At 69.3% G+C, this 19,154-nt stretch carries 17 protein-coding genes and 3 pseudogenes; 11 read left to right on the forward strand and 9 right to left on the reverse strand.

The genetic code is table 11. The features are described from left to right. Positions 1-119 precede the first annotated feature (119 nt). On the reverse strand, positions 120-3,098 hold the full coding sequence (locus tag LRS04_RS13740; RefSeq protein ID WP_257816848.1) for a TonB-dependent receptor domain-containing protein: 2,979 nt from the start codon (positions 3,096-3,098) through the stop codon (positions 120-122). Between the two features lie 277 nt (positions 3,099-3,375). Between LRS04_RS13740 and LRS04_RS13745 the strand changes: the two genes are divergently transcribed. The 3 genes from LRS04_RS13745 to LRS04_RS13755 are packed head-to-tail and all read left to right on the forward strand — an operon-like array spanning position 3,376 to position 5,556. Then, positions 3,376-3,645 carry an MFS transporter gene (locus LRS04_RS13745; protein ID WP_257816849.1) on the forward strand — a complete coding sequence of 90 codons (270 nt, stop codon included), beginning with the start codon at positions 3,376-3,378 and terminating at the stop codon, positions 3,643-3,645. After that, complete coding sequence (locus LRS04_RS13750; RefSeq protein WP_257816850.1) at positions 3,615-4,835, forward strand: MFS transporter; 1,221 nt, start codon at positions 3,615-3,617, stop codon at positions 4,833-4,835. Before LRS04_RS13745 ends, LRS04_RS13750 begins: the two co-directional genes overlap by 31 nt. Then, positions 4,810-5,556: a TetR/AcrR family transcriptional regulator gene (locus tag LRS04_RS13755; RefSeq protein WP_257816851.1), complete on the forward strand. Its 747-nt coding sequence runs from the start codon at positions 4,810-4,812 to the stop codon at positions 5,554-5,556. Before LRS04_RS13750 ends, LRS04_RS13755 begins: the two co-directional genes overlap by 26 nt. Here the strand turns inward: LRS04_RS13755 and LRS04_RS13760 are convergent. Continuing rightward, on the reverse strand, positions 5,446-6,333 hold the full coding sequence (locus LRS04_RS13760) for a TetR/AcrR family transcriptional regulator (protein WP_257816852.1): 888 nt from the start codon (positions 6,331-6,333) through the stop codon (positions 5,446-5,448). The two genes, LRS04_RS13755 and LRS04_RS13760, sit on opposite strands and share 111 nt — an antisense overlap. A 141-nt stretch (positions 6,334-6,474) precedes the next feature. Here LRS04_RS13760 and LRS04_RS13765 point away from each other — a divergent pair, with 141 nt between their 5' ends. Then, positions 6,475-7,668, forward strand: a complete 1,194-nt coding sequence (locus LRS04_RS13765; RefSeq protein ID WP_257816853.1) for an acyl-CoA dehydrogenase family protein — start codon at positions 6,475-6,477, stop codon at positions 7,666-7,668. Positions 7,669-7,864: 196 nt separating this feature from the next. Here the strand turns inward: LRS04_RS13765 and LRS04_RS13770 are convergent, their stop codons facing one another. The 7 genes and pseudogenes from LRS04_RS13770 to LRS04_RS13800 all read right to left on the reverse strand — a co-directional run. After that, complete coding sequence (locus tag LRS04_RS13770; protein WP_257816854.1) at positions 7,865-8,803, reverse strand: alpha/beta fold hydrolase; 939 nt, start codon at positions 8,801-8,803, stop codon at positions 7,865-7,867. After that, on the reverse strand, positions 8,797-9,282 hold the full coding sequence (locus tag LRS04_RS13775) for an aldo/keto reductase (RefSeq protein ID WP_257816855.1): 486 nt from the start codon (positions 9,280-9,282) through the stop codon (positions 8,797-8,799). Before LRS04_RS13775 ends, LRS04_RS13770 begins: the two co-directional genes overlap by 7 nt. Then, entirely contained in the window at positions 9,201-9,701 is a 501-nt protein-coding gene (locus LRS04_RS13780) for an aldo/keto reductase (RefSeq protein ID WP_257816856.1), read from the reverse strand. The genes LRS04_RS13775 and LRS04_RS13780 overlap by 82 nt, the downstream gene beginning before the upstream one ends. Then, positions 9,698-10,726 (reverse strand): phytanoyl-CoA dioxygenase family protein, encoded by a 1,029-nt coding sequence (locus LRS04_RS13785; RefSeq protein WP_257816857.1) that lies wholly within the window; start codon positions 10,724-10,726, stop codon positions 9,698-9,700. The genes LRS04_RS13780 and LRS04_RS13785 overlap by 4 nt, the downstream gene beginning before the upstream one ends. A 37-nt stretch (positions 10,727-10,763) precedes the next feature. Beyond that, positions 10,764-12,256: pseudogene (locus LRS04_RS13790) on the reverse strand (MFS transporter). Beyond that, positions 12,253-12,453, reverse strand: a complete 201-nt coding sequence (locus tag LRS04_RS13795) for an acyl-CoA dehydrogenase family protein (protein WP_374576410.1) — start codon at positions 12,451-12,453, stop codon at positions 12,253-12,255. The pseudogene LRS04_RS13790 and the gene LRS04_RS13795 overlap by 4 nt, the downstream one beginning before the upstream one ends. A 106-nt stretch (positions 12,454-12,559) precedes the next feature. Beyond that, positions 12,560-13,414 (reverse strand): annotated as a pseudogene (locus tag LRS04_RS13800) (acyl-CoA dehydrogenase family protein); the annotation flags it as partial. A 72-nt stretch (positions 13,415-13,486) separates the two neighbouring features. Here LRS04_RS13800 and LRS04_RS13805 point away from each other — a divergent pair. From LRS04_RS13805 to LRS04_RS13835, 7 genes and pseudogenes are all read left to right on the forward strand, one after another. Further along, a complete protein-coding gene (locus LRS04_RS13805) occupies positions 13,487-14,167 on the forward strand; it encodes a hypothetical protein (protein ID WP_257816858.1) in 681 nt (226 codons plus the stop codon). 4 nt (positions 14,168-14,171) lie between these two features. Beyond that, the gene (locus LRS04_RS13810; protein ID WP_257816859.1) at positions 14,172-14,327 is read left to right on the forward strand and encodes a hypothetical protein; all 156 of its coding nucleotides are present in this window, start codon (positions 14,172-14,174) and stop codon (positions 14,325-14,327) included. A 149-nt stretch (positions 14,328-14,476) separates the two neighbouring features. Further along, positions 14,477-16,576 carry an alpha-galactosidase gene (locus LRS04_RS13815; protein ID WP_257816860.1) on the forward strand — a complete coding sequence of 700 codons (2,100 nt, stop codon included), beginning with the start codon at positions 14,477-14,479 and terminating at the stop codon, positions 16,574-16,576. Between the two features lie 65 nt (positions 16,577-16,641). Next, a pseudogene (locus LRS04_RS13820) lies at positions 16,642-17,523 on the forward strand (beta-galactosidase); the annotation flags it as partial. Between the two features lie 88 nt (positions 17,524-17,611). Beyond that, complete coding sequence (locus LRS04_RS13825; protein WP_257816861.1) at positions 17,612-18,157, forward strand: beta-galactosidase trimerization domain-containing protein; 546 nt, start codon at positions 17,612-17,614, stop codon at positions 18,155-18,157. A 362-nt stretch (positions 18,158-18,519) separates the two neighbouring features. Further along, positions 18,520-18,849 carry a TetR/AcrR family transcriptional regulator gene (locus tag LRS04_RS13830; RefSeq protein WP_257819116.1) on the forward strand — a complete coding sequence of 110 codons (330 nt, stop codon included), beginning with the start codon at positions 18,520-18,522 and terminating at the stop codon, positions 18,847-18,849. 11 nt (positions 18,850-18,860) lie between these two features. Further along, positions 18,861-19,136, forward strand: coding sequence for a hypothetical protein (locus LRS04_RS13835; RefSeq protein ID WP_257816862.1), 276 nt, complete (start codon positions 18,861-18,863; stop codon positions 19,134-19,136). Positions 19,137-19,154: the final 18 nt, after the last annotated feature.

A 19,154-nucleotide genomic window follows, 5' to 3' on the forward strand; every position in this document is an offset into this window, starting at 1 on the left:
CTCCTCCTTTTATTGACGTTAACACTATTACAGCGCCTGGACGGCGACTCAACGGAAACTCGCGCGGCGACGCGCACAGAAGGGCGGGGGCGAGCGTGCGCCCCCAGCCCTCGGCCGGCTCAGAACCGCTTGCGCAGGGTGAGCCGGTAGACGCGGCCCAGAGGGTCGGCGGTGTAGGTATTGTAGGCGAAGTCGAGCCGGGCGGCCGGCGGGTCGCGGTCGAACAGGTTGATCACGCCGAGCGTCGCGGTCGTCTCCCAGGGCAGCTCGACCCGATAGATCAGGTCGACCGGCACATAGGCGTCGATCTTCTCGGCGAAGCGGTTCGTGGAGGTCGGCGGGAAGATCGCCGGGCGGTTGTCGATCATGCCGTCGAGATAGCGCACGGTGAGCCGCAGGTTGTGCGCACCGCGCGTGTACTGGACGTAGGCGTTGGCCTTCCAGCGGGGGATGGCGGGGCCGGCGTTCATCGTGCCCGCCACGTCTTCCGCCGGCTCCAGCTCGATGCCCTCCGAGAAGAAGGCCGAAGCCTCGTACTTAATGATGTAGTTGAGGTCGCCGCCGACCTGCACCTGGCCGTCCAGGATCTCCGGCAGGTCGAGGTTCCAGGTCGCATCGACCCCGCGGACCTTGTAGTCGCGGGCGTTGGTGAAGAGGTTCTTGGTCCTGAGCAGGTTGGCCAGGCCGCAGGTCGCCGGGTCGCCGACGCCGCCGGTGAAGGTGAACCGCTGCTGCAGGTTCCACCAGGGGTCCTGCGGGTTGGACGTGCAGCGGTTCGGGCTCGACAGCGACGGGCCGAAGAAGGCGGTGATCATCGAGGCCGCCGTGTCGCGCTCGATCGCGCCCTCGAAGTCGATGGCGTAGTAGTCGAGCGTCGCGCGGAACGCGCCGATGTCGACGATCGCGCCCACGTTGTAGGTCGTCGCCGTCTCCGGCTTCAGGTCGGGGTTGTTGTAGATGTCGATCGGACGGAACGCGCCCAGCTGGGTCACCACCCCGCCGCTGGTCAGGAAGTCGTCGCCCAGGTTGGTCAGGTCGGGCGACTTGAAGGTGGTGCCGATCGAGCCGCGCAGGGTTAGGGCGTCGGTGGCGTCCCAGCGGACCGCCAGCTTGGGATTGGTGGTCGTGCCGATGTCGCCCAAGTCTTCGTGGCGGATCGCCACCTGCGCCTCCAGCCGGTCGGTGACAGGGATCTTGAGCTCACCGAAGAAGGCGAAGACCTCGCCCTCCAGGTCCCACGGCTTCTGCGCGCCGAAGAAGGTGAGCACGCCGGTGGGTGTGGTGCAGCTGGTCACCCCGAACATGGGGCAGGGGTTCTCCAGGATGTTGGTGGCGTCCGGCAGGTCCTTCTTGTCCTGCTGCCAGCGGTACTGCGCGCCCGCCGCCCAGGAGATCGGCTCGTCCGACCACAGCCGCCACGGCAGCTCGCCGTCCAGCACCACGTTCGCCTCGAAGATCCGCGACCACTCGTAGAAGGCGTAGGGGTTGGCTTCGAGGTAGCGGATGACCTCCTCGCTGTTGGCGACCTGCGGGTTCAGCGCCAGGGCCTGGGCGTACTGCGGGTTCTGCACAAGCGTATGGGCGTTGCCCGGCATGCCGGTGGAGAAGGGGTTGAACCACAGGCAGGGGCCCTGGCCGGGCGTGCTGGTGGCCGGGTTCGAACCGCCCGGCGTGCAGCCGAAGCCGCCCAGACCCAGCAGGGCGTACTGCAGGTTGGGGACCGTGATCTCCGACGTGATCCGCTCGTTGGTCTGCTCGGCCCAGGTGGCGTTGACCTGATAGTTCACGCCACGCCCGAGAGGTCCCGACAGGCCGCCGGAAAAGCGCTTCAGGTGCATCTCGCGCCGGGAGTGGAAACCCTCTCCGGTCAGGGGATTGCCGCTGTAGCCGTAGGGCCGCCAGCCGGCGTTGGAGGTGAGCACCCCGTTGGTGGCGATGTTGGTCAGCTGCGCCGCCGAGAAGGCGCCGGGGTTGAGGGCGATGAGCGTCTGCAGGCCGGGGTGGTTGCCGGGGATGTAGTAGCCGCGCGCGCCTTCCGTGCCGGCCGGGGCGGGGAAGGGGTTGTTGCCGCCGGCCGTGGTGGCCAGGGGGTAGTTGCTGGGGGCGTAACTCGGGTTCTGGACCTCCCGCGGGACCACGTGGCCCGAGGCCAGCGCCTCCAGGTGCAGGCGATGCTCGTCGGCGACCTGGAAGTTGACCTCGCCATAGACCTGGTAGCCGTCGATCTCGTCGACGAGATTGTTGAACGGCCCCTGGTAGAACTGGCAGCGGGCGGCGTTGCCCGTTCCCGTCAGCACGCCGCCGAGGGCCAGGCAGCCGGGATCGACGAAGCCCTGGTTGAAGCCCGAAACGCTCCGTGTCGCCCCCGTCAGGTAGGCGCCCGGGCTGCCGTTGGCGGACCAGCCGGACTGCGGATTGACGGTCTGGGGGTAGAGGCCCCAGTCGCGCTCGTCCTGCTGCAGCACCGAGCGGTGCTTGTATCCGGCCGTCAGCAGCACATTGCCCCAGTCGCCCACCGTGCCCCAGGCGACGTTGGCGCTCCAGTCGCCGGCCGACTTCCGGATGGCGTTGTAGGTGGCGTCGACCTCAAGGCCCTCGAAGTTGGACTTGGTGATGTAGTTCACGACGCCGGCGATGGCGTCGGAGCCGTAGGTCGCCGCCGCCCCGTCGGTCAGCACCTCCACCCGTCCGATGGCCGCAGTGGGGATCATCGCCACGTCGACGCCGCTGCCGGCGGACTGGACGATCGGCAGCCGGTGGCCGTTGAGCAGCACCAGGGTGCGCGACGCGCCCAGGCCGCGCAGGTTGACCGTCACCGCGCCGGAGTTCTGGCCGTTGATGCGGTTGGACTCGCCCACCGTGTTGGAGACCGCCGGCAGGTTCTTCACGAACTCGAGCGGCGTCGGATCGCCCCGCTTCTGCAACTCGGCGCTGGAGAAGACCTGCACGGGAATGGCCCCGGTGGGCGCGCCGCCGATGAGAGTCCCGGTGACCACGATCTCTTCGACTTCGCCGTCCTGCGCCCAGGCGGGCCCGGCGGACAGTGCGGCGGTCAGCGCCAGCGCGGAAGCGCCGGCAGCAAGGTGTGAGCATCCCATCTGTTTCACCCTCCCGAGCGCCTCTCGGCGCGGATTCTCCCAAGCCGGCGGCCTTGAGCGGACCGCCGGTTCGCCGCGTCTCAAACGACGCTGGCGTTGTAATTGATAAAACGACTAGTACGCTGTTTATGCCGAAACGCAAAGCCGAAGCGTCGTGCGATGCAGCGGTTGCTGACAAACGCTCTAGTTGTGAGCTGCGGCCGGTTCGGCGCAGTGGGAGGGAAGACGATGGCGGAAGCGACAGCGGAGGGCGGCCGCGGGGGGCGGGGCGGCCGGATTGCGGCTGAGGACTTCGGACAAGCTGCTCTACGGCCTGGGCGCCACGGCCAGCGGCGTGAAGGCGCGGGGGCTGAGCGCGTTCATGATGCTGTTCTACAACCAGGTGATCGGCCTGCCGGCCGCCTGGGTCGGGGCGGCGATCATGGTCGCCCTGGTGTTCGACGCGATCGTCGACCCGCTCGTCGGCCAGATCTCGGACAACCTGCGCACGCCGTGGGGGGGCGGCGCCATCCGTTCATGTACGCCTCGGCGATTCCGCTGGCGCTGACGCTGTTCCTGCTCTGGACGCCGCCGGACATGTGGTCGAAGGAGGCGGTGTTCGCCTACATGCTCGTCGTCGCCCTGGCGGTGCGCTTCCTCGACACCTTCTTCGAGCTGCCCCACACCGCGCTGCTGGCCGAGCTCACCCGCGACTATGACCAGCGCACGACGCTCGTCGCCTTCCGCGCCTTCTTCCGGATCGCGGGGGGCCACCTGATGACCCTGATCACCTACAAGTTCTTCCTGCAGCCGACGGCCGAGTACCCGGTCGGCATCCTGAACCGCGACGGCTACGCCCTCTACGGACTGTGCGCCGCGCTGCTGGTGATGTTCACCATCCTGGTGTCGAGCGCCGGGACCCACCGCTTCATCCCGCACCTGCACCGGCCGGCCAAGCGCACCGCCAAGCTGGGCGAGATGGCGCGGGAGGTGGCGCACACCCTCCAGAACCGCTCGTTCGCCATCCTGCTGGCCTCGGGGACCCTGCTCGCCATCGCCACCGGCCTGAAGGGAGCGCTGGAGCTCTACTTCGAGGCCTACTTCTGGGAGTTCACCCCCGACCAGTTGGCGCTGATCACCGGCGGGGGGATCGTCGCCTCGGCGCTGGGGGTCACCCTGGCGCCCATCGTCTCGCGGACGCTGGGTAAGAAGCGCGGCGCGCTGATCGTCTGGACGATCTCGCTGACGCTGGCCTCCGCTCCGATCGCCCTGCGGCTGGCCGGGCTCATGCCCCCGAACGGTTCGGACGCGCTGCTCTACATCATGATCGGCGAAAGCGTGTTCCAGGGGACGGCGGCGCTGACCACCGGCATCCTGCTCTCCTCGATGCTCGCCGACGTCGTGGAGGACAGCGAAGTGCGCACCGGCCGTCGCTCGGAGGGGCTGCTGTTCTCGGCCGACAGCCTGCTGAAGAAGATGGTCTCCGGGCTCGGCGTCTTCACCTCCGGCCTTCTGCTGACGTCGGTGGGATTCCCCCAGGGGCGCCAAGCCGGGCCAGGTGGACCCGGAGGTGATCCGCAACATGGCGGCGGTCTACCTGCCGATCGTCGTCGGCCTCTACCTGGCGGCCATCGGGACGTTGTTCGCCTTCCGGCTCGACAAGAGCGCCCACGAGGAGAACCTCCGCAAGCTCGCCTCAGGTCCGGGCGCGGTCTAGGTTGTGGTTCGAACCATGACGGACACCCGGGACGCCGATGAGCATCAGCCGGACCGCCCAGAGGCCGGCGCGCCTGTGAGCGCGGTCCGCAAGCGGCTGCGCCGGGGCCGCCGCCTCGCGCCGGAGACCCGGCGGGAGACCCTCCTGGAGGTGGCGGCCGAGCTCGTGCTGGGGCAGGGCTTCCTGCCGATCGGCGTTCAGGACCTGGCGGACGCGGCCAAGGTCAGCAAGGCCCTGGTCTACCGCTACTTCCCGGGGCCGCAGGACCTCTACAACGCCCTGGTCGAGCGCGGCTTCGACGAGCTGACCGCCGCCGGCCTCGAGGCGGCGGCCCGGCGGGCCGGCCTTGCGGACGCGGCCGCGGCGGCGGCCGAGCTCTACTTCCGGCGCGTCGTGCAGACGGGACCGGTGATCCACATCATCCTGCGCGACCGGTTCATGGCCCGGCGGCTCTCGCCGCGGGCCGCGGCGGTGCAGGGCCGTGTGGCCCGCCGCTTCGCAAAGGGACTGCGACGCGAACTCGGGCTTCCGCTGCGCGAGTGCGTCGCCTGCGTGAGCCTGGGCATGACGCTGCCGGAGGAGTGCGGACGGCTGGTCTACCAGGGCGAGCTGGACGAGGAGCGCGGGGCCGAGGTCTGCCGCGAACTCGTGCTAGGCGTCATCGACGTCGCCCGGCGGCGCGGGGCGGAAGCGCGCCGCGAGGCGCCGGTTGCCGGTCTCGACGATGTCGGCGGTAAGCGCTTCGGCGGCCGGCAGGTCTAGCCGCCCGCGCGCCAGCAGCCGGCCGGCGCGCAACACCAGGCTGGTCAGCACCGTGGTCGCCGCGCGGGCGACATCGTCGGGCACGCGCTGGCTGCGGGTGAAGCGTTCGGCGACGATCTCGGTGTTGGCGGCCCGCAGGGCCCGCTGTTCCCGTCGCAGGCCACGCCGGACGGCGGGCGCGCCCTGCAGGGTCTGCAGCAGCACGCCGCGGTCGGCCACCTGGCGCAGGTAGGTGACGGTAGACAGGCGCAACCGGTCGGCGGGCCGGGTGGCGGTCTCGACCTCGGCGACCTGCGCCGCGCGCACAGCCTGCAGCTCGCGCCGGGCCAATTCCACGAGCAGGTCGTCCACTGTCGGGAAGAAGTGGTAGGCGCGCGGCGCCGTCAGCCCGGCTTCCCGGGCCAGGCGCTTGATGCTGAGCGCGTGCAGGCCCTCGCGCACGATGATGTCCGCGGCGACGTCCAGCAGGTGGGCGCGCCGGTCCTCGAAGGCGAGGCGGGCGCGGGGGCGGCGGGTGACCGAGCGCCCCGGGAGAATCGGAACCGTCTCGTCCACGCCCGCGGGCGCCGGCGGCAGGACCGGCGCGGGCGGGGCCCGCCCGGCTTTCACCTTCGCCCAGTGACCGCGCGTGGGGTAGGGGATGTCGGTCCGATCGCAGATCTTTGCCAGGCCGCTCGCGCTGACGCCGAGCTCGCCCGCGACCTTGGACAGAGGTTCACGCCAGACACGCTCGAAGAGCTCGGCGCGGGTGAGTGCCGTCGACGGCGAGGCGCGCATGGAGCCCTCCTTTCCCGGCCAGCATAGCCGTGTCGCGGCAAGGCTCAACGGATGCCTTCGGCGACATTAGCCCCAGCGACTTGATGACATTCGCACTAATTACTATACGGAAGGCTGCCCTGGCGGAACAGGATGCATGAGATGCAGGCGCCCCTATCGACCCGCGACGCGCTCGAGGCCTTCCGGCTCGAGGCAAGGGCATGGCTGGATGAGAATTTCCCCAGCGCCCTGGCCGGGCGCGGGCCGCAGTCGGGCGAGGCCGAGCCGGACGAGCCGGAGTTCGGCCTGTGGCGCGCACGCCTGTGCGCCCAGGGTTGGGGGACGCCGACCTGGCCCAAGGCGTACGGCGGCGGCGGGCTTTCGCCCCAGGAGGCGCGGGCCTTGCGCGAGGAGATGCGCAAGGTCGGCGCCTGGAATCCGATCGGCTGGAGCATGGGCGTGCGCATGCTCGGCCCGACCTTGCTGGAGTACGGGACCGAGGCCCAGAAGCAGCGGCACATCCCGCCGATCGCCCGGGGCGAGACGCGCTGGTGCCAGGGCTATTCCGAGCCCAACGCGGGTTCCGATCTGGCCAGCCTGCAGACCCGCGCGGAGGACCGGGGCGACCACTTCCTGGTCAGCGGCCAGAAGACCTGGACCTCGGGCGCCCAGTACGCCGACTGGTGCTTCTGCCTGGTGCGGACCGACCCGACGCGGAAGCACGACGGCATCTCCTTCCTGCTGATCGACATGCGCTCGCCAGGCGTGGAGGTCCGGCCGATACGGCTGATCGCCGGCCGCTCGCCGTTCTGCGAGACCTTCTTCACCGATGTGAAGGTGCCCAAGGAGAACCTGGTCGGCGAGCTGAACGGCGGCTGGACCATCGGCAAGCGACTGCTGCAGTACGAGCGCCAGCGCAACGAGGACGCCCCGCGTCGGGCGACCGAGCAGCGGCCGATCGAGGCGGTGGTCGCCGAGTATGTCGGGCGGGACGCCGAGGGCCGGCTGGCCGACGCAGATCTGCGCATGCGGCTCACGCGGCACGCCATGGAGCGCCAGGCCTTCAACCTCACCATGCAGCGAACCACGGCGGAGGCCTCCGGCGGCGGGCCCACGGCGGCGACCTCGATCCTGAAGAACGTCTCCTCGCTGCTGGTTCAGGAACGGGCCGAGCTCATCGTCGAGGCGATCGGCCTTCGGGGGCTGGGTTGGGACGGCGAGGGCTTCACCGCCGAGGAACTGGCCTGCGTGCGCGAATGGCTGTCCGGAAAGGCGAACACCATCTTCGCCGGCTCCTACGAGATCCAGAACAACATCATCGCCAAGCGGATACTGGGGTTGCCGGCGGCGTCCTGAAGATCCTCAAGCGGTCATGCGGGCGTTCGTGCCGTTGAGGAGACGGCCATCGTTTTGAACTAAACAGGGAATTCGCCGCCGCCGTATTCGTGCTCCGGGACTATCCCGGGGTTTGGAGACAATCTCTCGCGAGGTCTCTTCCTGACTCTTGGCTGACCTTGGGAATGTCCGCACTATGGTATGCGGGGGCCCGCGATCATGCGGTCGATGATTGGCCGCGATCTGGGGCCCAGCTTGAGCGGCTTGGCCGCGCCTGCGCTTCTGAATCGGTCTTCGACCAGCCAGACGGCGGCGCCGCAGCCAGCCCGTCAGCAGAACTTCTGAGCTCAGTCGGCCAGGAATGCGCGCACCGCGGCGAGATAGGCTTCAAAGTTCTCGCGGCGGACGTTGTGTCCTGCGCCGTCGATCCGGACATCGCAGATATTCCCGTTGATGGATGCCGCCTCGGCGGCGATGTCTGGCGCGACGAGGGAGCCGAGCGCAGGGTCGCCGCGGACGAGCAGCGTCGGGACGCGAATGCCCGTAACCTGCGCCTGCCAGGGCGCACTGTAGGTAGGCAGGGCAGCGGGATCGACCTGCCGCTTGGCAGCCGCCCAGGGGGAAAGTCGTCGTCGTGCCAGGTGGGGGAGGTCGCCCGACCCTCCGCGATGATCTCCGCTTCGCTCATGCGCTGAAAGCGGGCCACCTGTTCTCGGAACCTGCGCCTGCGCGCGTCGGCCACTGCCGGGCTGGCCAGCGGCAGGAAGGGTGGGTCCTCCAGCACGACTTTCGACGCGCCGCCCGGATGGGCGCTGGCATAGGCGGCGGTGGCCCGCGCCCCAACGGAGTGGCCCATGACGACCGGCGCGCACAGGCCGAGCGCGCCAATCGCCTTGGCGATGTCCTCCGCGGCATCGAAGGGCTGCACCGGGTCGATCCTGCTACTCGCCCCGTGTCCGCGGGCGTCCAGCATCACGACGTCGAACTCCGCGGCCAGGGCCAACGCGAGGCGGCTCCAGCAGAGGCCGTTGTCGGTCAGCCCATGGGACAGCACCAAGGCGGGCCTGCCGCCGCCTGTGCGGTGATAGGCCAGGACGCCGCCGGAGACCGGAACGGTCCAACTGCGCCAGCCGGCCGGGTTCGGCAGAACTACCAAGAGTAAGCCTCGGGGGCCTCGCCGCACGACGGAAAGATGTCGTCGATGCGCGCCAGAGTATCCGCGTCGAGCCGGAGGTCCGGGACGTGCAGAACCGAGCTGAGCTGGTGCAGGTTGCGGGGACCGATGATGGTCGAGGTGATCCCCGGCTGGTGCAGCAGCCAGGCCAGGGCGACGGCGCTGGGCGAGTGGCCGAGCGCCTCGCAGAGCGTGCCGAACCGCGCGAGCTGTTCGGCGCGGGCGGACGCCGCTTGTTTCGCTTCTTCGGAGCCGCGTCGCCCGCCCGGCTCGGCCGCGCCGCCGGCCAGCAGGCCGCCGGCGAGCGGGCTCCAGGTGATGACGCCGACGCCGTAGGCGCGGCAGGCGGGGATCACCTCCAGTTCCGCACGCCGTTCGATCAGGTTGTAGAGGTGCTGCTCGAGACTAGCCCCAGCCGCTGCGCCGAAATGGCCTTCTCGCTGGCGCGAGCTATAGACCATCCGGGGAAGTTGCTGCCGCCCACATAGGTGATCTTGCCCTGCGAGATCAGCCGATCCATCGCCTGCCAGATTTCCTCGATCGGCGCGGCGCGGTCGATGTGGTGCATCTGGTAGAGGTCGATGTGGTCAACGCGCAGGCGGCGCAGGCTGGCGTCACAGGCCATCTGGATGTGCCGCGCAGAGAGCCCACGGTCGTTCACGTCGTCCGACATCGGCTCGTAGACCTTGCTGGCCAGAACGATGCGGTCGCGGCGGGCGCGGTCCTGCGCCAGCCATGCCCCAAGCAGCGTCTCGGTCGCGCCGACGCCGAGGCGGCCGCCGTACTGGTTGGCGGTGTCCACGAAGTTGACGCCAGCGTCCACGGCGGCGTCCAGGATCGCGAAACTGTCCTGCTGCGAGGTCTGCGGGCCGAAGTTCATGGTCCCGAGGCAGAGCTCGCTGACCTGCAGGGCGGAACGGCCAAGCCGGCGGTAGCGCATGTCAGGGGCGCCCGCAGGGTCGGGCCGGTGGCCAGCGTCTCGCTGGAATCGGCGACGCAGTCGCGCACCATGCGCTGGGCGCGCTCGGAGAGCTTCTGGTAGTCCGCGTAGGTGATCCCCGGAACGATCGGCTCGCGGAACCAGGGGGCGTAGAATTCGAGATTCGGGATTGAGCGGATGGCGTCCGAGACGTTCGGAGTGCCGCCGTGCCAGGCCCGTACGTCACGCACCATGATCGCGCCGGCGGGCGCCGGACAGACGGTGCTGAGCCGCATCCACTCGGGCTCCTCGGCCAGGGTCGGGATGCGAGTCCGGGAGTGCTGGGTCCCGGGGATCTGCCGAGTCGGGCCGTTCAGAGGCGTCACGTCCTGCGGCAAGAAATTCACGCAGACGTACGGGCAAGGGAGGTCGCGGATAGTCAGCTGGCCGCGCGGATCATGGAAGCTGCTGAACGGGGTCGTCGGCGCATCGGCCCAGTCGCGCACGTCCGAGTGCAGGGGCTGGTACTCAACGGCGCCCGGCAGGCAGAAATCACCACTCGCGGCCCGCAGGACAAAGTCCGGCGAGCCGAAGATCGCGCCCACCACCTCGGTAACGAGCGGGATCTCGAGCAGCATCTGCCACTCGGGTCGGTGCAACTGGCTACGGGTGAGACTTGAGCCACCGAACGAATAGCGGTGCGAGCCGCGATTTCCGCGGCGTCCTTGGTCGAGCTCCAGGATCTCGCCCGCGACTTCGGCGCAGCCCTTGGCCAGGATCTCGACCCCGGAGCTGTCGAGGACGTCGGCGATGACAACGAAGCCGTCGCGCCGAAAGAGCTCCACCGCATGGTGCGCGTCGCCAGGCTTGAGGACCTCCAGCCCACGAATCCCGTTGTTGGCCTCAAGATAGGCTCGCAGCGCCTGGATATCGGAGTCGTCCGCCGGAGCCGTCGCGCTCGCAGGGCTATTTTGTGCTCGATCCATCATCTCACCGTGCCTTGTTCTGATGTTGTGCGCCCCGTCACGACGGCTCCACCGGTGCGGCGCGCGTCCCGCGAAGGGCCGCGGCGATTTCGGCGTGGCGGGCGCGGCTGATGCCGTATGACCAGAGCATCAGCATAGCGATCACCGCCACGATGGCCGGGAGCGGCCCCCAGACCCAGACCAGCCCCACCTTCACGTCTTGTGGCAGGACCACGACCGCCGCCTGTCCCGCGTCCTTCGGGAAACGGATGAGGTCGAGGGCGACACCGGCCAGGAGCACGCCCACGCCCACGGCCGCCTTGTTGGCGAAGGCCAGACCGGCGAAGTAGAGCCCTTCCCGGCGGTGGCCGAACAGATGCTCGTGCTCGTCGGCGGCGTCCGCCATCATCGACGGGTAGGCGACACCCGTCAGCCCAAGGCCGATGCCCGCGACGAACGAGTTGAACTGCATGGGCGCAAGCGCCGCGACGCCGGTCGGGGTATATGCGCCGAGCAGCCATGATCCCTGAATCACGAGCCAATTGGCGATCAGCAGCGACAGGCCGATGACGAGGACGGCCTTCTTCTCGAGCCGCATCTGCAGGCGTGGCGCCAGCGCCACCCCGATCAGCAAGCCGACCACGAAGACGTAGGTGATGAACTGGATGCTCTCGCTCTTCAGCATCCAGACGAAGACGAAGGCGTGGGCGTTGAGCGTCGCGTTCAGGCCTTGAGCCACGTAGGTGACGACGGCTGCCATGAACAGCAGGCGGAACGAGCGGTTGGCGAAGATCTCCGCCACTTCGCCGGGGAACCGCCGCAGCATCGGCCGCGCCACCTTCTGGGGCTGGGGGAGGGAGGGCGCGTAGCGCCGAAGCCCCAGGCAGCAGGCGGTCATACAGGCTCCGACCAGCGCGGCCGCCGACCAGCCGAAGCCTGGATAGCTCGCCGCCCGCTGAAGCCCCCATCCTTGAAGAACATCGAGTAGCCCAGCGCGGTGATCGCCACGCCGGCCAGGATGCCCGCCGCGGACCGGTAGACGACGACGCTGGTGCGGCCGGCGTAGTCGTCCGCAAGTTCCGCGCCGAGGGCGGTGTAGGGAACGTGAAACAGCGAGATCGCGACCCGGGCCGCCACCGCGAACACCGCCAGCCAAGCGAACAGCAGCGGCTGAGTAAGGCCAGCGGGGGGCGAGAACAGCAACCCAAGGCAGGCTGTGGTGAACGGGATGGCCGCGATCATCAACGGCAGACGCCGGCCCCAGCGCGACCTGATGTTGTCCGACCAGGACCCAATCGCCGGATCGACGAGGGCGTCGAAGGCCAGGCCCAGCGAAAGCGCCACCCCCACGAGCGATCCCGGCAGGCCCAGCGCGACCGAATAGTAGAAGAACAGGAAGCCCACCGCAGTGTCGAACCCGCCGGTCTGCGCCGCCTGCCCCAGGCTGTAGAAGATCTTGTGCGTGACCCGTGGACGGAGCGTCGACCCGCCGGCCGGCGTTGCCGCGCCCTGCGCCTCCGTGGCGAGCTTCGATCCGTCCGCGGGCGTCACAGCCGCAGCACGTGCTTGGCGATGATGTTGCGCTGAACCTCGTCGGTGCCGCCGGCGATGCTGGCGGCGCGGCCTTCAAGGTAGCGGACGACCTCCGGCTGGGCCCAGTCGGGTCCGACGGTGTCGTGCACGCCTACGATCTCCGGAAACCAAGGGGCGGCGTAGGGGCCCGCGCATTCCACGAAAAACTCCGTCATCCGCTGGACGATGTCGGTTCCCTTCAGCTTCAGCAGCGAGGACTGGGCCCCCCGCGCGCCCGCCCGCGGCGACCTCGGAAAGCGTGCGCAGCTCGGTCATGGCCAGCGCCTCCAACTCGACCTCGGCGAGGGCGAGACGGCGCGCGAAGCCAGGGTCCTGAAGCAGAGAGCCGCCCTCCGAGCCGGGCATGGCGGCGGCGGCGTCCTTGATCCGGCGCAGCAGGTCGAGCGAGAGCGAGACGAAAGCCTGGCCCGTGCGCTCGTGGGTCAGAAGGCCCTTGGCGACTGTCCAGCCTTCACCCTCGCGTCCGATGCGGTTTTCGACCGGCGTGCGCACCTCGTCGAGGGTCACACGGTTGAACATGTGGCGGCCGTCGATGGAGATGAGCGGGTGCACGGCGACACCGGGGGCATGCATATGGAGCAACAGGAAGGTGATGCCAGCCTGACGCTTCGGTTCGTCCGACGTCCGCGTCAGGCAGAACATCCAGTCCGCCTCGTGGGCGTTGCTCGTCCAGATTTTTTCACCGGAAACAACGTAGTGGTCACCGTCAAGGACAGCGCGGGTGCGGAGCGACGCCAGATCTGAGCCGGCGCCGGGCTCGGAGTAGCCCTGGCACCAACGCACGCGGTTGTGGAGGATGTCGGGCAGGAAGCGGTCCTGCTGCGCCTTCGTGCCGTACGCGAACAGGATTGGCGCGAGCATCCCCATGCCCATGCCGCCCACTTGCGCCGGCAGGCCAGCGGCGGTTGTCTCCCGCTCCCAGATGAAATGCTGGGTCGCGGTCCAGCCGGGACCGCCGAACTCGACCGGCCACTTGTTGGCGGCCCAGCCCTTGGCGAGCAGGGCGGCGTGCCAGCGGCTCTCGTCACGGCTCCCGTCGCCACCGAGCGTATCGGCGATCAGCCGTCGTACCTCGTCTCGAAACGCGAGATCGTCGGCGGATAGAGTGAGGTCCATGGACAGCGGTTCTTGTTATTGTATAAACCGTCAATATGAGCGGTTGGGCGCTGCGGTCAAGGGAGGCTGAGCATGACGCCAGACGATGAGGTGCTGGTCGGACCCGTGCGACGCCCGGTAAACGTCTCGCGCGACGCGCAGGGCTCCATCCACGACGACGACACCGCGCAGGCCCTTGGCTTCCGCGGTGGCACGGTGGCGGCGAACATCCATTTCGAGCAGTTCCCGCCGCTGATGCTGCAGCGCTTCGGCGATCCGTGGTGGCGGACCGGAGGGCTTTCGCTGCACTTCCTCCACGCGACCACCGACGGTGAACCCGTGCGGGCGTTCGCGGGGCCGTTGGACGCCGGACCCCCGCTCCGCGCCGCAGCCTGGATGGAAACCGCCGAAGGGGTTCGAGTCTGCGAGGGCAACGGCTGGATCGGCGGCGAAGACCCCAACTCGGCGCTTCGGGAAAGACTGGCTCGGAGCCGGCCGGCCACGGACCTCCGGCTGCTGAAAGGCTCGCAGGTGGGCGATGTCGTGACCGGGGTCACCAGCCGGATCGATGGGGCGGAGGCGCTGCGCCGGCTCGAACGCGTCACCGAGCCGCTGGACCTCTACCGGACGCGCAGCGTGGCGGGCGCCGGCGGTGGCGATCGACGCGCTACGCGCCGTCGAGGGGCCGCTCTTCCGCTCCGGAGGCGAGTTCGTGGGCATGTTCGGAGCCATCGAACTCCAGTTTCTCGATGGTCCGGTCTTGCTGGATCATGACTACTTGGCCGACGGCCGCGTGGTCGCGCTGTCCGAGAGCCCGAAGACCGAGGTCGCCTGGTACGAGAGCAACCTGCGCGACGCGGCCGACGGACGCGCCGTGGCGCGGCTCCTGATGATGAGCCGGCTGCTCAAGGCGTCGTCGCCGCTCTGGGCATGAGCCGCGCAGTGGCGTGCGCCAGCGCCGGCACTAGGATGCGTCGAGGGGAGCGGCGATGACTCGGTACAGCCTGCAGGCCGGCCCCTCAGGGCCCGCGGCCGCGCCGCCCGAGCGCTCGGCGGTCTAGATGGATCGCATGCTAAGACTTGATGGGGGGCGGCCAGACCCTCCTGGTCGGTCTCAGGAACGGACGGCCTCACTTCGACTATTGGGGCGCCGCCTTGCCGGCAGGCGCGCGAGAGACGCTCGACGCGCGGCTGCTGGAGCGCGCCATCCCGCATGGCATGCTGGACGGTGGCGAGCGACTGGATCTTCTGCCGGAGAGCGGCCACGGCTTTATGGCGACACCCGCGCTGAAGGTGTCGCGGGCGCACGGCGGCTTTGTCACTCAGATGGCCGTTCAGGCCGCGCATGTGGCGGACGACGCCTGCCAGATCCGCCTCGCCGACGCCGCCGCCGGTGTCGAGGTGCTGTGTGAGATCCGGCTCGATCCGGCCACGGGGGTCGCGAGTTTCCAACTGGAGTTGCGCAACGCCGGCCTGGACGCGCTGCGGGTCGACTGGGCGAGCCCCGTGGCGTTCCCGTCGCTGGGCGACGAAATCCTCGCCTTCGGTGGCCGATGGGCCCGGGAGTTCGCCGGACGGCGCCTTCGGCTGCCGTCCGGCCTGTGGGCGAGCGAAGCACGCACCGGCCGGACCTCGCATCATTCGCCACCGTTCTTGGTAATCGGCGAGCCCGGGTTTGGGGAGCATCACGGGCAGGTGCTTGCGGTGCATCTCGCCTGGAGTGGAGACCACCGGCTCTTCGCCGAACGCCTGCGGGACGGGCGTATCCAGGTTCAGGCGGGCGAGCTCTTCTGGCCGGGAGAGGTGGTGCTCGCGCCTGGGGAGGCGTACCGCTCGCCCATCGTCTATGCCGCCAAGTCGGACGTCGGGCTGAATGGCCTGAGCGCGCGCCTGCATGCCTTCGTGCGCGGAACGGTGCTCGGCGGGCGGCTTACCGGGCGGCCGCGGCCCGTCCACTTCAACACCTGGGAGGCCGTCTACTTCCGCCACGACGAGGATGAGCTGAAGCGGCTCGCGGAGGCGGCGGCTTCAGTCGGCGCAGAGCGGTTCGTCCTCGACGACGGTTGGTTCAAGGGCCGAGACGACGACACCACCTCTCTCGGCGACTGGACGCCGGATCCCGGCAAGTACCCGCAAGGCTTGGGTCCGCTCGTGGCCCATGTGCGCGGCCTCGGCCTGGAGTTCGGACTATGGGTCGAACCGGAAATGGCCAACGCCTGCTCGGACCTGTTGCACAACCATCCCGACTGGATCCTCGGCGAGCCCGGGCGCGACCAGCCGCTCGGGCGCGGCCAGTACGTCCTCGACCTGACCCGACCGGAGGTGTCGGCGGCGATATTCTCCGCGCTTGACCGGCTCCTGCGTGAGCACCCCATCGCCTATCTGAAGTGGGACATGAACCGAGACCTCACCCACCCGGTGAGCGGCGGCTTTGCGGCCAGCCGAAACCAGGTGCTCGCGGTCTATGCGCTGATGGATCGGGTCCGGGCCGCGCATCCGGGCGTAGAGATCGAATCCTGCGCCTCCGGTGGCGGGCGAGCGGACTACGAGGTACTGAAGCGCACAGACCGGATCTGGACGTCCGACTGCAACGACCCCCTGGAGCGGCAGTCCATCCAGCAGGCGTTCTCGATCTTCTTTCCTCCGGAGGTGATGGGAGCCCACGTCGGCCCGGCGGATAGCCACACGACGGCGCGGCGCGCCAGCATCGAGCTGCGCACGCTCACCGCGCTGTTCGGTCACATGGGGATCGAGGCCGATGTGCGGCGTTTCGCGCCCGCGGAGCTCGAGGTGCTGCGGACGGCCATCGCGCTGCACAAGCGTTTCCGCCCGCTGCTTCATGGCGGGCGCCTGGTGCGTCAGACGCCGCCGGATCCGGGGGCGGTTTCGTTCGCGGTGCTCGGCGAAGGCGAGGCGCTCGCCAGCTTGGCGCAGCTGGCGACGCCGGAGACGGCGGCCGCAGCGCCGCTCAGGCTCAAGGGGCTGGACCATGAAATGATCTACACGGTGCGCCTGCTCAACCCGCCGGGCCGGCCTGAGGCGGCGATGAAGCACGCCCCGGCGCTGGTGCGCGGCGAAGCGATCCGCGCCGCCGGTCGGTTGATCGCCGAACTCGGCCTGCCGGCGCCGATCCTGCGAGCGGGTGAAATCGCGGTCTATCATCTGGAGGCGAAGCGGGGATGAAGCTGGGCGTTTGCTATTACCCGGAACATTGGCCTGAGGAGCTCTGGGTCCAGGATGCGGCAGAGATGGCGGCGCTGGGCATCAGCTGGGTGCGGATCGCCGAGTTCGCCTGGAGCCGGATCGAGCCGGAACCCGGTCGGTACGACTGGGGCTGGCTGGACCGCGCCGTCGAGACGCTCGGCGCGGCGGGCCTGAAGATCGTCATGTGCACGCCGACCGCGACCCCGCCCAAGTGGTTGGTGGACGCGCACCCCGAGATGCTCGCCGTGGACGCAGACGGGCGCCCGCGCGGTTTCGGGTCCCGCAGGCACTACTGCTTCTCCAGTGAAGCCTACCGCTCCGAGTGCGCGCGGATCACCGACGCGGTTGCGGAGCGGTACGGGCGGCACCCCTCGGTGGGCGCCTGGCAAACGGACAATGAGTTCGGTTGCCATGACACGACGATCAGCTATTCCGCCAACGCCGCGGAACGGTTCCGGGGATGGCTGGCCCAGCGCTACCAGTCGGTGGATGCGCTCAATCGAGCCTGGGGCGCTGTCTTCTGGTCCCAGGAGTACCGCAGCTTCGACGAGGTGGAGCCGCCGAACCTGACCGTGACCGAGGCGAACCCGAGCCATCGGCTAGACTACAACCGCTTCGCGTCCGACGAGGTGGCGAGCTTCAACCGCCTGCAGGTCGAGATCATTCGTCGGCGCTCTCCCGGGCGAGACGTGACCCACAACTTCATGGGGTTCTACACCGAGTTCGATCACTTCCAAGTCGGCGAGGGCCTCGACTTCGCCAGCTGGGATTCCTATCCGCTGGGCTTCCTCGAGCAGTTCTGGTTCTCGGACGACGAGAAGCGTTGCTATCTCCGTCAGGGGCATCCGGACATCGCCGCCTTCCACCACGATCTCTACAGGGGTGTCGGCCGCGGGCGCTGGTGGGTGATGGAGCAGCAGCCGGGTCCCGTGAATTGGGCGAGGTACAACCCCGCGCCACTGCCGGGCATGGTGCGGGCCTGGACCCTGGGAGGCCTTCGCGCATGGAGCCGAGGTGGTCTCGTACTTCCGCTGGCGGCAGGCGCCGTTCGCGCAGGAGCAGATGCACGCCGGGCTGAACCGCCCCGACCGGGTAATGGACCAGGGCGGTCGGGAGGCGCGGCAGGTGGGCGAGGAACTGCGCGTGCTGGGCCCGCTCGCGCCCTGCCGGCGTGGCGCCGTGGCGCTGGTGTTCAGTTACGAGGCGGACTGGCAGTTCGGGATCCAGCCGCATGCTGCGGACTTCCGCTGGCTCAGGCTGGCGTTCGAGGTCTACTCGGCGCTGCGCCGGCTAGGTGTGGACATCGACATCGTGCCGCCCGACGCCGACTTCACGGGCTACAGCCTCGTGGTCGCACCCTCTCTGCCGATCCTGTCCGACGAGCTGGTCTCGGCCCTGGAAAGATCCGGCGCCGTCGTTATGTTCGGGCCAAGAACCGGCTCCCGCACGCCGGAAGGCCACATTCCGTCCACTCTGCCGCCGGGTCCCCTCGCGCGGCGCCTGCCATTCAAGGTGACGCGCGTGGAAAGTCTGGGCGCCACGAGCGCCGCCCCTTATTGAACTGGGCGGGGCGCGCCTCTCCGGTCGGCTGTGGCGGGAAGAGATCGAAACCGCACTGCCGGCGCTGGCGAGATTCGCGGAGGGCGGACCGGCCTGGATCGCGGAGCAGGGCTGGCACTATCTGGCGACGTGGCCTGACGAAGAACTCCTGGAGCGCGTGGTCACTACGGTGGCTCGTGAAGCGGGGATCGAGGCGATCGCGCTGGAGGAGGCCGTGCGGGTCAGAACGCGCGACGGAGTGCATTTCGCGGTCAACTATGCGGCGGACGCTCGGCGGGCGCCAGGCCGCCCGGCGCACGCTTCCTGCTCGGCGAGGCGGACCTGGAGCCCGGCGGCGTCGCCGCGTGGACGGAGCAGGCCTGATGACGGAGCACAGCGGGAAGCGGCGGACGCGCCTTTCGCCGGAAGCCCGCCGGGAGCAGATCCTCGACGAAGCCGCGCGGCTGATCCTGGAGGAAGGGCTGACCGCCGTCAGCATGGAGCGGCTGGCGCGAGCCGTGGGGATCAGTAAGGGCCTGGTCTACAACTACTTCGCCGACCGCGACGGATTGCTGGCGGCGCTCCTGCACCGCGAGCAGACCGAGCTCCGCGACCGGGGCATGCTCTCGGCGCTGCAGGCGCGCAGCTACGCTGAGCTGATCCGTCAGACCACGCGGCTCTACCTCCAGCAGACCCGGGACCGGGCGCCCTGATCGGCGCGCTGTTGGCCGATCCCTCCGTGGCGCGGCTGATGGAAGAGGAGAACCGCGCCGACCGCGACCGCACGGTCCGCTATTTCGTGCGGGCGACCCGTCGCGAGTTCGACCTGCCGCTGCCCCTGGCGATCGCCGCCGTGGACATGCTCATGGCTGTCACCGACCAGGCCGGAAAGCTCGTGGGGCAGGGGCAACTGGACGTCGAAGCCGCCACCGAGATGTGCGTCGAACTGATCACCGGCGGCCTGGCGCGGCTGGCGCGCCGCAGCGACCTCTTCCCCTGAGCATCTGCACCTTGCGCG

The sequence above is a fragment of the Phenylobacterium sp. J367 genome (genome assembly GCF_024699985.1).
In the GTDB taxonomy this organism is placed as follows: domain Bacteria; phylum Pseudomonadota; class Alphaproteobacteria; order Caulobacterales; family Caulobacteraceae; genus Phenylobacterium.